Annotated in this window: 12 protein-coding genes; 4 read left to right on the plus strand and 8 right to left on the minus strand. The window is 48.1% G+C overall.

Going from position 1 to position 12,844, the window contains the following annotated elements:
- Window positions 1-144: 144 nt before the first annotated feature.
- The gene (locus ACQSGY_RS13965) at window positions 145-930 is read right to left on the minus strand and encodes a helix-turn-helix domain-containing protein (protein ID WP_427052334.1); all 786 of its coding nucleotides are present in this window, start codon (window positions 928-930) and stop codon (window positions 145-147) included.
- Window positions 931-990: 60 nt separating this feature from the next.
- Window positions 991-2,448 (minus strand): PLP-dependent aminotransferase family protein, encoded by a 1,458-nt coding sequence (locus ACQSGY_RS13970; protein WP_427052335.1) that lies wholly within the window; start codon window positions 2,446-2,448, stop codon window positions 991-993.
- 179 nt (window positions 2,449-2,627) lie between these two features.
- On the opposite strand from ACQSGY_RS13970, the gene ACQSGY_RS13975 reads away from it, so the two are divergent.
- From ACQSGY_RS13975 to ACQSGY_RS13985, 3 genes are all read left to right on the plus strand, one after another.
- Window positions 2,628-3,245, plus strand: a complete 618-nt coding sequence (locus ACQSGY_RS13975; RefSeq protein ID WP_427052336.1) for a pyridoxamine 5'-phosphate oxidase family protein — start codon at window positions 2,628-2,630, stop codon at window positions 3,243-3,245.
- Between the two features lie 212 nt (window positions 3,246-3,457).
- The gene (locus tag ACQSGY_RS13980) at window positions 3,458-4,756 is read left to right on the plus strand and encodes an aminotransferase class I/II-fold pyridoxal phosphate-dependent enzyme (protein WP_216518306.1); all 1,299 of its coding nucleotides are present in this window, start codon (window positions 3,458-3,460) and stop codon (window positions 4,754-4,756) included.
- A gap of 298 nt (window positions 4,757-5,054) precedes the next feature.
- Complete coding sequence (locus ACQSGY_RS13985) at window positions 5,055-5,180, plus strand: YjcZ family sporulation protein (protein WP_216518126.1); 126 nt, start codon at window positions 5,055-5,057, stop codon at window positions 5,178-5,180.
- 291 nt (window positions 5,181-5,471) lie between these two features.
- Here the strand turns inward: ACQSGY_RS13985 and ACQSGY_RS13990 are convergent, their stop codons facing one another.
- The 6 genes from ACQSGY_RS13990 to ACQSGY_RS14015 form a co-directional block, all read right to left on the minus strand.
- Window positions 5,472-6,026 (minus strand): hypothetical protein, encoded by a 555-nt coding sequence (locus tag ACQSGY_RS13990; RefSeq protein ID WP_427052337.1) that lies wholly within the window; start codon window positions 6,024-6,026, stop codon window positions 5,472-5,474.
- 418 nt (window positions 6,027-6,444) lie between these two features.
- A complete protein-coding gene (locus ACQSGY_RS13995) occupies window positions 6,445-7,662 on the minus strand; it encodes an ABC transporter permease (protein WP_427052338.1) in 1,218 nt (405 codons plus the stop codon).
- A gap of 1 nt (window position 7,663) precedes the next feature.
- Window positions 7,664-8,416 carry an ABC transporter ATP-binding protein gene (locus ACQSGY_RS14000; RefSeq protein ID WP_111269465.1) on the minus strand — a complete coding sequence of 251 codons (753 nt, stop codon included), beginning with the start codon at window positions 8,414-8,416 and terminating at the stop codon, window positions 7,664-7,666.
- A 25-nt stretch (window positions 8,417-8,441) separates the two neighbouring features.
- Window positions 8,442-9,809, minus strand: a complete 1,368-nt coding sequence (locus ACQSGY_RS14005; RefSeq protein WP_427052339.1) for a DEAD/DEAH box helicase — start codon at window positions 9,807-9,809, stop codon at window positions 8,442-8,444.
- Between the two features lie 183 nt (window positions 9,810-9,992).
- On the minus strand, window positions 9,993-10,766 hold the full coding sequence (locus tag ACQSGY_RS14010) for an SDR family NAD(P)-dependent oxidoreductase (protein ID WP_427052340.1): 774 nt from the start codon (window positions 10,764-10,766) through the stop codon (window positions 9,993-9,995).
- Between the two features lie 55 nt (window positions 10,767-10,821).
- Complete coding sequence (locus ACQSGY_RS14015) at window positions 10,822-11,280, minus strand: chemotaxis protein CheX (RefSeq protein WP_145405357.1); 459 nt, start codon at window positions 11,278-11,280, stop codon at window positions 10,822-10,824.
- 442 nt (window positions 11,281-11,722) lie between these two features.
- Between ACQSGY_RS14015 and ACQSGY_RS14020 the strand changes: the two genes are divergently transcribed.
- On the plus strand, window positions 11,723-12,625 hold the full coding sequence (locus ACQSGY_RS14020) for a LysR family transcriptional regulator (protein ID WP_110897395.1): 903 nt from the start codon (window positions 11,723-11,725) through the stop codon (window positions 12,623-12,625).
- Window positions 12,626-12,844: the final 219 nt, after the last annotated feature.

Below are 12,844 nucleotides of genomic sequence, written 5' to 3' on the forward strand. Positions count from 1 at the left end.
TTCCTGCGGTGGCGGACCCGTCTTTTTCTTCTGATCATCACCTGTTCCTCCTTATATGGTCATCTGGATTGCTATTTACTTACCCCTGCAATCCAGCAATGAAACGATAGGGATTCGGGTTAGAAGCAAGACACGGACAGGCAGTTAACGAATCTCGGACGGACTTTTACCTGTATACTGCTTGAACTGACGACTGAAGAAAAAGATATCCCGATACCCCAGTGCATCCGCAACTTCGGTCACATTCATGCCGGTATGCACCAGCAGATGCTCTGCCCGTTCAATACGCATACGAATAATATAAGACTGCACCGATGAGCCAACCAGTTCCTTGAACTTGATCGAAAAGTAACGAGGAGAAAGCCCGGCCCGTGCGGCCAGATCCTCTACGCGATGTGTAATCCCTGGATGCTGGCGAACATAATTGGCAACCTCCTGGATGACATCAGACAGCTGGTTGCTTACCTTTTTCTCCACTGGCTCTTCCGTATCAGCCCGCAGCAAATGAATCATAAGCTGCTTCAGAATCAGCTTGCTTTCTTCATCATGTCCATACACGTCGGATAAAAACAACCGCACATACCGTGCCAGCAGATGCTCGAATTCCACCGTCTCCTGCACTTCGCGATAAGACTGAGGCACATCGGTCACAGGCCCGTCCACATCAAAGTGAATATACGTCAGCACAAGCGGTTTCTGCCGGTTATGTGTTGCACTTGTATGATCGCCGGGACGGAACAGAAAACAGCTCCCTTTGCCAACCTCATAAGGCTGATCATTCAGAATAACCGTGCCTTCACCGCTCCACACGTAAAATAAATCATAATTTTGCATCGGTTTTTCCCGCTTTTGCCATTTCCAGCCCGGTTCACAGACAATTTTAGCGACAGCGGGCAAAATAATAAATGATGACGGCGATGCCTGCAGCATGTCGCCACTCCCCCTTGAAAGTTAATCTCTTTACACACTTATCCCATTATACAGCGGAATTCAACGAAACGAAAATGTGCACTTCTCCCACGCGGTTTGCATTCGCCGCACACCTTCACGAATCTCTGCTTTTTCCAGATGAGCAAACCCGAAACAGATCGCAGCCCGCCCCGGCATCAAGCGATATCGCTCCACATCCCGGAACAATACTCCCTGTTCATGAGCCTGCTTCGTAAAACGTTCGTAGCTGGCCCGATCCCCGTTCCAGACCGCATAGATCGTAAGCCCGGCATCCCCGGGCAGCAGCGTGAACGCCTTGGGCATACACCGCTCCATCTGTTGCACCATAAAATCATGCCGCTCCCCATACAGCCGGGTTAGCCTGCGAAGATGGCGCATATAGCCTCCTCTTGTCATAAACCTGGCCAGTGCACGCTGCTCCAGCAGTGCCGGTGACACTGGCTCGTACAACGCTTTGGCAGCCAGCAGCGGCTCCACAAGACTGGGCGGTAGTACCGCATAACCTAATCGGAACGAAGCTGGCATCGTCTGCGAGAAGGAGCCGATGTAAATAACACGTTGCTCGTGGTCAAGCACCTTGAGCGGTTCGATCGGCCGCCCGCCCCAACGAAACTCACTGTCATAATCATCCTCAATAATCACGGCATTTTGCCTCGATGCCCAAGCCAGCAGTGCTCGTCTTCGCTCCAGACCCAGCACTGCTCCTGTCGGGAATTGTCTTGTCGGCGTAACAAACAGCGTTTGTGCCTGCCACGGCTGCGGGATAATACCACCCTCATCTACTTCCGCTGGAATGACCTGACCACCACAGGATCTGACCGCATGAACGATGCCCGGATAACTCGGATTTTCCAGCACAACCGGGCTTCCCTCGGCAATGAACAGCTGGGAGATCAACGTAATGCCCTGTATCGATCCGCTGAAAAGCACGATCTGGGATGCCTCTGTCTGAATACCGCGTGTCCAGCGGAGATGGGAGGCAATGGCTTCCCGCAGTTCCAGGTCCCCGGCTGCACCTGCCGGCTCTCTCCAGCCGCTGCGATGAACAGCGGCAAGCGCACTTTTCCACTCCGCCGCAGGAAAATGATCGTGCTGCAGACGCTGCATCCGAAAGTTAATGACGGACTCATGTCCCGACTGTGTCTCTTCAGGGGATCGTTTATCAACTGCCGCCGATGCAAGCAATCGTTCACCCCATGGAGAGAGAGGCAGCATCGCGTCGGTTTGCTGGTCAGAATGTGTGGATATTGATTCTGTTACATAGGTGCCTTTTCCCCGGTAGGCCTGGACATACCCGTCCGCAAGCAGCATATCGTAAACCTGGGCTACAGAGCCGCGTGACAGTGCGTACTGCTTCGCCAGCACACGTGTAGAAGGTAGCCGTGTTCCTGCCTCCAGTGTACCCGAATGAATGGCGTCCCGCAGTGCGTAATATAACGCCTGATATTTGTAACGATGCTGGAGCTCGTATGAGTCAAGCGGCAGCCATAATTCCATGTAAGCATCCCCTTTTGTTCACTTGTCAGTTGTGCTTGCACTGATCCTTCTTCCCGATTGGACTATAAAAATGAATGTAAATTGGATCTATTTAGCTGTCAATATTCGTTTTATCGTTATGCCAAGGAACATTACGCTAAATCCTTTTTCGTAAACGATCTAATAATGGGGGAAATGATATGAGACGCAAAGAGTTCGCTGTAGAAGAAGAACAGGAAATGATCACCTTTCTGGACCAATGCTCCTTCGGATTTCTGGGCACTGTCAGCCCGGAGGGAGAACCGAGAGTGACACCGCTGAATTTTGTATATATGGATGGGTGCTTTTATTTTCATGGGAGTCTGGCCGGGGAAAAAATGAAGCAGATTAAACAGCATTCCACAGTCAGCTTTACCGTTGCAGAGGAATTCTCGCTGATTCCTTCCTTTTTCAGTGATCCTGAGCTGGCTTGTCCCGCAACCTCCTTTTTCAAAAGTGTCATGGCTGCAGGTTATGCAGAACCCGTGACAGAGCTTGAAATAAAAGGAAAAGTGCTTCAGCGTTTTATGGAAAAGCTTCAGCCGCAAGGCGGTTATGCACCGATTAATGCAGAGGACCCTCGCTATACAGGGCGGCTGAAAGCCGTTGCTGTCGTTCGGATCGTGCCGGAGCGAATCAGTGCCAAGTTCAAATTCGGACAAAATCTGAATCCCGAACGATTCGAGCATATCAGCGGTGAGCTACAGAAACGGAATGAAGGCCGTGATCAGGAAACAGCCGAGATGATGCGGAAATATTGCCCTTTTCACCAGCAGTAAACTCGGCTATATAAGTTGAACTATTCTTTTACACATTAACGAAGAGGACAGAAAAAAACTGAAAAAGCGAACCAAAATGATATGCTTTCTCCATCCACAACAACGCGGTGAAGTGATATAACTGTCATATTGCGTAATTTCCGTGACGGGGGAATGTCAAGGTGATATAATGTTAGGCAGTTGAATCACAAAGACTTGGAAGGATGAAAAGAATGAATCCACTGGCTGAACAGTTGAACGAAAGTATTCAGGCCGGCAGCAGTTACGTCTACTCCATGCTGTCACAACTCGGCAAAGAAATTTATTTTCCGAAAGAAGGTATCTTGAGTCAATCTGCGGAAGCAGCAAGCCTGGCCAAGACCTACAATGCAACGATTGGTATCGCCCTGGAGGGTGGTGTGCCGATGCATCTCCAGGTGATTCAGGAGAAGCTGTCTGCATTCCAGCCGAAGGATCTGTACCCTTACGCGCCGCCGGCAGGTAAACCTGAGCTACGGACCGTCTGGAGAGACAAGATGCTGAAGGAAACACCTTCTCTGGAAGGCAAATCGTTCGGTAATCCAATTGTAACCAATGCGCTGACCCATGGACTCAGTATTGTAGCCGACCTGTTCACAGAAGAAGGGGACGCTGTTATATATCCGGATAAAAACTGGGAGAATTACGAGCTGACTTTCGGAATTCGTCGTCACGGCCAGTTGATTCATTATCCATTGTTTGATGATCAGATGAACTTTAACAGCAACGGATTGCTCCAGGCACTGCTTGCGCAGAAGGATAAAGGAAAAGCCATCGTGCTGCTCAACTTCCCGAACAACCCGACAGGTTACACACCGGGTGCCGCTGAAGCAGATGCTATCGTAGATGCCATTCGCCAAGCTGCTGAGGCTGGAGTAAATGTAGTCGCTGTGACTGACGATGCTTATTTCGGTTTGTTCTTCGAGGATTCCATTCATGAGTCCCTGTTTGGCAAGCTGTCCAATATTCATCCGCGTGTATTAACCGTAAAGATTGACGGCGCAACCAAAGAAGAATTCGTCTGGGGCTTCCGTGTCGGTTTTATTACGTTTGCTCATGAGGATGCTGCCGTGCTGCATGCCCTGGAGCAAAAAACACTCGGCATCATCCGTGCAACCATCTCCAGCGGACCGCATCCTTCACAGACATTTGTGCTGGATGCGCTGAAAGCACCGGAGTTTGAAGCGCAGAAGCTGGAGAAATTCGAGATTATGAAAGGCCGCGCCAATAAAGTCAAAGAACTTCTCGACAGCGGCAAGTATGGAGATGTATGGGAGTATTATCCGTTCAACTCCGGTTACTTCATGTGCCTCAAGCTGAAGCATGTTGGTGCCGAAGAGCTGCGCAGTCACTTGCTGCATCAATATGGCGTAGGTACGATTGCGCTGGGTGAAACCGACCTGCGAATTGCCTTCTCCTGTATTGAAGAAAATGGTCTTGAAGAACTGTTCGATACAGTCTATCGCGGCGTTCAGGATCTGCAAAAGCGCTAAACCAAACGACATAGAATATAACCATTCAAAAATATAATATGCTTTAACAACAGAACCCTTTGCATCGGCGCAAGCTTATGATGCCAAAGGGTTCTTTCTACATTACACACAACAGAAACAACATATCGTCTCGTCCTGGACCTCACCTTCTGTACAATAGGGCACCTGTCTCTGCCTGCGGGACAGATGCCCAAAACGGCGATGAACGGGCAAGTGCCCAATCAGCCTAAATCCATGGCACATAATATACGATGTACGCAAGGGCGTGCCAAACCATCACTCGAAAGGGGTATGACCCATGTCCCAAGTGGAAGATACAAGAGGCGGATACGGATACTGCGGATACGGAGGATTCACAAACACAGGTGCCATTCTTGTACTGTTCATCCTGCTCGTTATCATCACAAAATCCTTCCTTTGTTAGTTAAACCTCTCTTCCTGCACACATGACATCTTGATTCTAGATCACGCACAAAAAAGAGGCTTTCCCGTAAGTGTGAACTGCCCCCGTCAACTAGACAGTCAAAAAATAAAAAGATGGGTAAACGGTCTTGGTCCTGAATTCATTGGGACTGAGGCCATTTAATTTTGCCTGCAACCATTCATAATTGTAAATGCCCCAATTGCCATTAACTTTGTTGTTGTGTAGCAGAGTAGATGTATACATCTATTTCACCTGCTATTGATCATCTATATCTCCTCATCTAACACCCCTTTAATTTGTCATAAATCCGTCTAAAAGCCAACGGCCATCTTCTGAACGGACAAAATCGAAATATAATGCACTATGCCCTTCTGAACCTTTTATGTCTTGATTAAACATTCTAGCCATCATTAACTTAATGTGATGCTCATCCTTTAAATCATATCCTCTAAATTCCAAATCTTCCAAGCCCATTTTACTTTGAAAGGCAACCTCGTAAGAGTCTTTCCCGTTGTCTACAATAAGAATGTTTTGTTCACGAGATACTTTTACATTAATAGAAGAAATTGATTTAATAAAATCATAATCTTTATCGCCCATGGCTGAAAGAAGCTTAAACGTCAGGTTTAATGATTCTCTTAGCGCATCTCTTTGGATCTCATCATTCATTTTTTCCTGATTGCTCTCTAATTCTTCTTTTAGATGTTTATTTTCATTTTGTAATTTCTGGATTTTAGCATCATTAGAGCTGCTGCTGCCCAATTCGGTTGATTCATTGAATTTTTGCTCATTTGAACACCCGGCCAGAACAAATACTAAAAAAAGCATTAGAGCACTTTTTTTCATTATATGCCTCCTTTTCTATACCATATATTAACATAATGAGATTATAAAAGGAGGCGATAGGTTAGTAATTGCTCATGTGCATGCATGTCTGCATGTTTTAAACCCGTGCAATACGGTCAAAACAATTAAAAATATTACTTCTTTGATAATAAACTGCTTGGAAAAAGAAAACAGTCAAAATCGGTAGCGGATATGGAAGTGGGAGGAATAAGATTTTCAAATAGCTTAAAGAAGACGAGGACCTGAGCAGCTACTTTGCCCATAATCCACTCAAAAAAATGCGAGGTGATCAAAAAACGCAAATGGGACGAAGCAAGATAGACTCCTGCTTTGTCCCATTTTGAACGTATATTTGTTATAACACTTCACCGATATAATTTAGAAACAGCTCGTTTGTGACGAGACAGATTCACTGACTTCATTCGTCCTCTTCCTCCTTGAGCCATTTACTTCCCTGAGAACGGCGCATGAGCACGATGACAAGTATGCCCAGCACCAGTGCAGTGCCTGTTACGGTAAGTCCTTCAATTCCGGCTGCAAGCATCGGCAGCCACATCAGCACTGCGGCGAATGCATGGAGTTGAAAAATAAAACCGAGCACCTGCGAGCGGCGACTTTCCCCTGAGATCGGGTAGATCATGATCCAGAAGGATTCACTGTGACTGCGACGCAGCACCCCGAGCTGAATACCTGCAAGCAGCAGGAAGAACAGATACACGCCGGCTCCAAAGTAACTGCCCGCTGTCCACCAGGACAACAGCATGCCAAGCAGGATCAGACGAAGCACAATCGTAAATACTTCTGTTCGGATGAATGTTTTGGTCATAAGGTACCGATAAGCCTGCCCTGCATTCCATGGAAGACCGTTTCCCCATTTACTGAGCCAGCGGCGAGAGCTTACCTTCTGTCCGGACGACGGCACATCCACAAACCAGCCTAATGTTCGCATCACTCTGCCCGCCTGCGTCTGCTCCACCTGAATCAGACGCTCCCATGCGACACGATGTTTCACGGGCACGCGCAGCGCAACAATATATACGGCCGCAAGCAGCAGCAAGAACCAGAGACTGCGGAACGGCGGCTGCCACAGCCAGGCCGCCACAGCCAGGATGGCCAGTGCCCAGCGAAGCAGACGATATGCTCTGGATGCTCCGGCCTGTACCATCCTCAGCTCTTGCCACGCTCCATAACTGGACAACACTTTCCACAACACAAGAAACAGAATCGACCAGCCCAGCGGCTTGGCATCTGCATCTGCCCTTACATAAAGCGGCCATAACGTCAGAAATACGAGCAGCAGCCCCAGCATTTTATAAATAACGCCACGAACAAAGCTGTTCTTCAAATACTCCTGCATCCGGTATTCCTGCGGCCGCAGGAAAACAATATCCGCCGGAAGCAGATATGTACGGTAACTGCTGAGCAGCACAAGCGGAGCCAGCAGCAATAAAGCAATCCAGCGAATTGGAAATCCCGCAGGAATGTTCTGTACAAACGAGGTATACCAGGCAGAGAACGCAATGACCAGAAATAAAAAGACCATCGCAACCCCGCTCTGGATCACATAACCCACATAAGGAAGAATCCCATTCCAGAAACCTGTCCGACGTTGCTTCCATAACAGCTTGAGATCCATGTCAGTCCCTGCCTTGCACAAGGGAGTAGAACATGTGCTCCAGCGGTGTATCAGACTCCCCGAACTGGGCACGCAGCTCGCTCAGTGTGCCTTGTGCAATAACCTGTCCACGATGCAGTACAACAAAGCGGTCACAATAATTTTCGATAGTGGACAAAATGTGAGAACTCAGCAGAATGGAAGAGCCCGCTGCTTTCATCTCCAGCATGAAATCGAGCAAGGAACGGATGCCCAGCGGATCAAGTCCCAGAAAAGGTTCGTCAATGATGTAGAGCGGTGGCCCGGCAACAAACGCACACATAATCATCACCTTCTGCCTCATACCTTTGGACAGATGTGTTGACAGACTTGTACTCTTTTCATTCATGCGAAACAGATTCAGCAGCTTCTCTGTCCGCTGTTTGAAATCTGCCTCCGACACGTTGTAAGCTCGCGCTGTAAACTCCAGGTGCTCCATTACGGTCATCTCATCATATAATTCAGGAGATTCCGGGACAAAGGCCATCGCGGACTGATAGATCTGTGCATCCTCTTCCCGCTTCTTGCCCATCACTCGAACTTCTCCCTGCTGCGGAGTCATGAGGCCTAGAATATGTTTCATCGTTGTACTCTTGCCAGCACCGTTTAATCCGATCAGCCCGACCATTTCTCCGCGTCCCACTTCCAGGTTAATGCCGTGCAGCACTGGCCTTTTGGCACTGTACCCACCACTAAGCCCGCTGATCTGCAGCACAGGCGATTGAACGTTCTCCATCTATCCCTGCACCCCTTTCATCCGATTATTCCTCAGAGCGCGGTGCTCTGTCTTTGCTCCACTTGGGTGCACCCTTGTTTTTGCGATCCTGGTCGCGCCCCGTACGAGCTCCAGCCGGCTTGCTGCCTGTTGAACGCTGATTGGAGATCGTCGCTTTTGGGCCCGGCTTCCGGCTGCCCTGACCTGGCTTGCGGTCGCGGGACTGTCCCGGTTTACGCGAGAAGGAATGCCCTTCCGGGCGAGTATCCGGTCTTGGATCAGCTTCCAATACTTTGCCGCCAAAAAGAACACGCTCCTGCAGCTCAATGCCAAGTTCCCGAGCGAATTTGCGCATAATGAAAATTTGTGTCTCATCTACAATAGACAGCACGATGCCTGAACGCCCCATTCGGCCTGTCCGGCCTGCACGGTGAACGTAGTGCTCGGAGTCAAAAGCCGGATCAAAGTTAATGACCATCGGCAAGCCCTCAATGTCCAGTCCTCTTGCCGCTACCTCGGAGGCGATCAGCAGCTGGATTTTACCATTGCGAAATGCTGACAGTACGTTGCTGCGTGTCACCTTGTCGGCATCCCCGTACAGCGCAGCTGCGGACAGTCCCAGGTGATTCATTTTCGCTTCAACTTCACCGATGTCCTCGGTTGCATTGACAAATACAATGGCCCGATCCGGGTTATATTGTCTGACCAGACGGCGCAGCAGATCAACCTTGTTGCGGCCCTCTTCTACGAAGTAATAATGCTCAAGTCCTGCCGCTGTTGCACGATCCGGTTCAATACCGATATGCACAGGCTCTTTCATCTCGCGCTTCGCCAGTGCAGCTGTATGCTCGTCAATGGTTGCGGACAGGAAAATTAACTGACGGTCACGCAAGGCGCTTTTCAGCACAAATTCCACATCACTTACGCCGCCGAGCTGGAACACCTGATCCGCTTCGTCGATCACAATGGTGGATACGTTGTGCATTTTCAGCTTTTTGAGTGTAATCAGTTCCTTCAACCGTCCAGGCGTGCCGACAACAAGCTCTGGATGCTCACGCAGCTTCTCGATCTGACGTTTCACAGCCGCACCACCAATCAGACCTTGAACACCAATGCCACGCTCTGCTCCATAACGCTGTGCCTCACGCACAATTTGCATGGCAAGCTCTTGCGTCGGCGCGATGATCAGCTTCTGCGTGCCCTTAATGTCATTCTTGATAGATTGCAGCAGCGGCAGCAGATAGGCCAGCGTTTTGCCTGTTCCCGTCTGCGATTTGGATACGACATCACGGCCTTCCAGAACAACCGGAATCGTCTGCGCCTGTACCGGAGAAGGCTCGTTAATGCCGTGCTGGGCCAGCAGCGCCTCCAAATCCTGTGCCACGCCTATTGATGCAAAAGTTTGATTCGTCATGTATTCCATCCTTTAAATTTATTCGTAAAAAACAAAAACCTGTCATCACATTATCTTTCATTATATGCGAAAAAAGCCTGTGTACCAAATCTTATTCTGAAAACGTGCAAGTCCGCACAAAAAAAAGAAAAGCCCCTCGGCGGAGCCCTTCATCATCCGATATATGGTGCTGCTTGTTACATTCTACTTCTGATTCATTACACCGTGTGACAGTCGATCGGCAAGCCGTGGAAATAACTGATACAGCCAGATACCAGCAGCTGCCAGCCTTGGCAAATTCACTTCTTCCTTGCGTTTCTTCATCGCCCGAATCATGTGGCCTGCTACGTTCTGTGGTGTCAGCATCAGCCAGCGCACATTGTTCACATAATGTCCTGAAGGGTCTGCGCGATCAAAAAATGGTGTATCAATAGGGCCAGGATTAATCGTCGTGACCGTAATGCCCGTCTTGCGCAGCTCCTGACGCAGCGCGTTGCTAAATCCAAGCACCGCATGCTTTGTAGCTGTATAAGAAGCCGATTTGGCCGTTCCGATCTTGCCAGCCATCGAAGCAACATTCACAATCTGGCCTGTGCCCCGTTCCAGCATATGTGGAAGCACCGCTTTGGTACAGCGCACAATGCCCATATAATTCACGTCCATCATCTCGTCAAACTCCTCTACAGACATGTCCGTCATGGCAGCAAATTTTCCGTAACCGGCGTTATTCAGCAGAATATCAATTTTTCCGTATTTATGTAACATCGCGTCTACAGCCGTCTGAACCTGCTCACTGTCGGTAACGTCCAGTGTGAGCAATTCATGCCGTCCTTGTAGTGAAGCACCAATCTGTTCCAGCTTGTCCCGTGAACGGGCGGCCAGAATCGGGATGGCTCCTTCCTCGATCAGCATTTGTGCGCAAAGTGCACCGATTCCGCTCGATGCGCCTGTAATAAAAACAATCTGATCTTTCAGCATGGTTGATGTCCTCCCGTAATGAACACATTTGCCTCATAAAGGCCATGCTTCTATTTTACGAGATCATCACTTGAATATCCATCTCGCCAATTCCATCCATCAGAAGAGGAATACTTAACGCTTTCGTTGCACTGAATGACGTTAAATGCTCCGATTGCATCACTTGAGGTGGTGTAATATCCACAACGACGCCCTGGTTGGACAGAATTGTACTGGCATTCCCACTGATCATGTTGCCCAGCTCGGAGATCGCACTTTTACTCATATCATCCATTTCTGTGATTACAAAACCACCCATCATGGCTGAAACAATTTTCAAAGCAACCGTTTCTTGTATACCAAAAACAATATTTCCGCTCAGCTGTCCCGTCATTCCAATTACAATCCAGACATGGTCAGCAATGTATTCTACATTCTTCACGCCAAGATTCCCGGTGGAAGGCGAAACCTGGATGAGCTGTTCAAATACGTTACGTGCCGATTCCAGGAATGGATTTATCACTTCCGCTTTCACTTTTTATGTCCTCCTCACACTGGGTTATTGGTCACACCACCAAAAGTCCCATATTTATTAAATTTATTATACTTTATCACGTACGAGAATTCATTAAGAATTCAGCAAAGCATGTGCACTATAATTTATCGTCATTCGAATAGCAAATGTTTATAGCTGTTTTTGTCCGTATTTCACTTCTTTGGAAAAATTATTTGACTATCTTCAAACTGCTAAAGACTTGTAGGACTTTTATACTGATTTTTAATTTATTTAAAATTTTAAATAATAACTGATCTTATGTTTGTTAGTCTGTTGAACTACTTTTCATATGCCCCTTCCCCTTCATTGCTCTGATGACCGTAATCCCCTATAATTTAATATAAAAGAAACTGTACCCGTCACGGACTTTTACAGCACGACACATGACATACAGAGATATTTAGCTGCAAGGAGGCCGTATATGAACATCAGCCAACTGGAAACGCTGATCACCATTTCCAAAACGATGAGTTTCCGCAAAGCGGGCGAACTCCTTAACCTGACCCAGCCGGCTGTATCGGCCCAGATCAAAAGCCTGGAGGACGAATTCAACACTGTGCTTGTTGATCGGAACCAGCCGGTAACGCTGACGGATCGCGGACAGGTTTTTCTGGAGCACGCTGAACGCATGCTCGATATTGTAGACGAGCTAAAACAGAAGCTGTCCGATCTTGATGAAACCCCACAAGGACGCATTGTGCTCGGAACGACAACGTCCATCGCCATTCAGATTTTGCCAAGGGTGTTATCCTACTTTCAGGATCAATTCCCGCTCATCAAAACCAGCATTCAATCGCTTCCTTCTTCACAGATCTATACACAGGTCGAAAATGGTTTGGTGGACATCGGTATTGGATACCTTACTGAACGTAATCCTAACCTTAGTACCTCTGTGCTGTACTATGATACGTTTGAACTGGTCGTATCTCCTGCGCATCCACTCGCGAAGAAAAAGCATGCAGCCGTAGACGTGCTGCGAAGCACGCCACTGATTCTTCTGTCGCCCGATACGGTAGGTCGCCGGTTTACTGAAGCTGTTTTCAAAAAATACAATATTGAGCCCAATGTGGTGATGGAATTGTCCAGCAGTGAAGAAGTGAAACGTATGGTTGAGATTGATCTCGGGGCTGCCATCATCTCCAAACAATCGGTAGCACATGAGCTGCGGCAAGGTACACTGCGGATGATCCCTTTAAGTGAACTGGAGGTCAGCCATCCTGTAGGTGTCATCTACAAATCCAGTCGTTATCTCAACTCGGCGATGCATCAATTTCTGAGTGACCTCAAGGGCATGCCGGAAACTCAATTCATCAGCTCGGAATAAACCTAGATAAGTTGAGCTATTCATTTACACGTGAACGGAGAGGACAGAAAAAACCTGAAAAAGCGGAGCGGTCGCCTTTATCACCGGATTTTCCCCTTCGGAAAGGGAATCGAAAAAATCTGGGGATAACAGCGATTGGAAGGTTGTTCTGTCATCGGAGTGGATTGTGTAAATTCTTTAGTTCAACTTAAATAGATCAAAAGAAAGGGCAGGGATTCC

The sequence above is a fragment of the Paenibacillus sp. TC-CSREp1 genome (genome assembly GCF_050171015.1).
Lineage (GTDB): Bacteria > Bacillota > Bacilli > Paenibacillales > Paenibacillaceae > Paenibacillus > Paenibacillus silvae.

Coding starts and splice junctions, on each gene's coding strand:
- ACQSGY_RS13995 (WP_427052338.1), bottom strand. CDS start 7,662: ATGGATCTCAAGCTGTTATGGAAGCAACGTCGGACAGGTTTCTGGAAT.
- ACQSGY_RS13990 (WP_427052337.1), bottom strand. CDS start 6,026: ATGAAAAAAAGTGCTCTAATGCTTTTTTTAGTATTTGTTCTGGCCGGG.
- ACQSGY_RS13965 (WP_427052334.1), bottom strand. CDS start 930: ATGCTGCAGGCATCGCCGTCATCATTTATTATTTTGCCCGCTGTCGCT.
- ACQSGY_RS13970 (WP_427052335.1), bottom strand. CDS start 2,448: ATGGAATTATGGCTGCCGCTTGACTCATACGAGCTCCAGCATCGTTAC.
- ACQSGY_RS14010 (WP_427052340.1), bottom strand. CDS start 10,766: ATGCTGAAAGATCAGATTGTTTTTATTACAGGCGCATCGAGCGGAATC.
- ACQSGY_RS14000 (WP_111269465.1), bottom strand. CDS start 8,416: ATGGAGAACGTTCAATCGCCTGTGCTGCAGATCAGCGGGCTTAGTGGT.
- ACQSGY_RS14020 (WP_110897395.1), top strand. CDS start 11,723: ATGAACATCAGCCAACTGGAAACGCTGATCACCATTTCCAAAACGATG.
- ACQSGY_RS13975 (WP_427052336.1), top strand. CDS start 2,628: ATGAGACGCAAAGAGTTCGCTGTAGAAGAAGAACAGGAAATGATCACC.
- ACQSGY_RS13985 (WP_216518126.1), top strand. CDS start 5,055: ATGTCCCAAGTGGAAGATACAAGAGGCGGATACGGATACTGCGGATAC.
- ACQSGY_RS14005 (WP_427052339.1), bottom strand. CDS start 9,809: ATGACGAATCAAACTTTTGCATCAATAGGCGTGGCACAGGATTTGGAG.
- ACQSGY_RS13980 (WP_216518306.1), top strand. CDS start 3,458: ATGAATCCACTGGCTGAACAGTTGAACGAAAGTATTCAGGCCGGCAGC.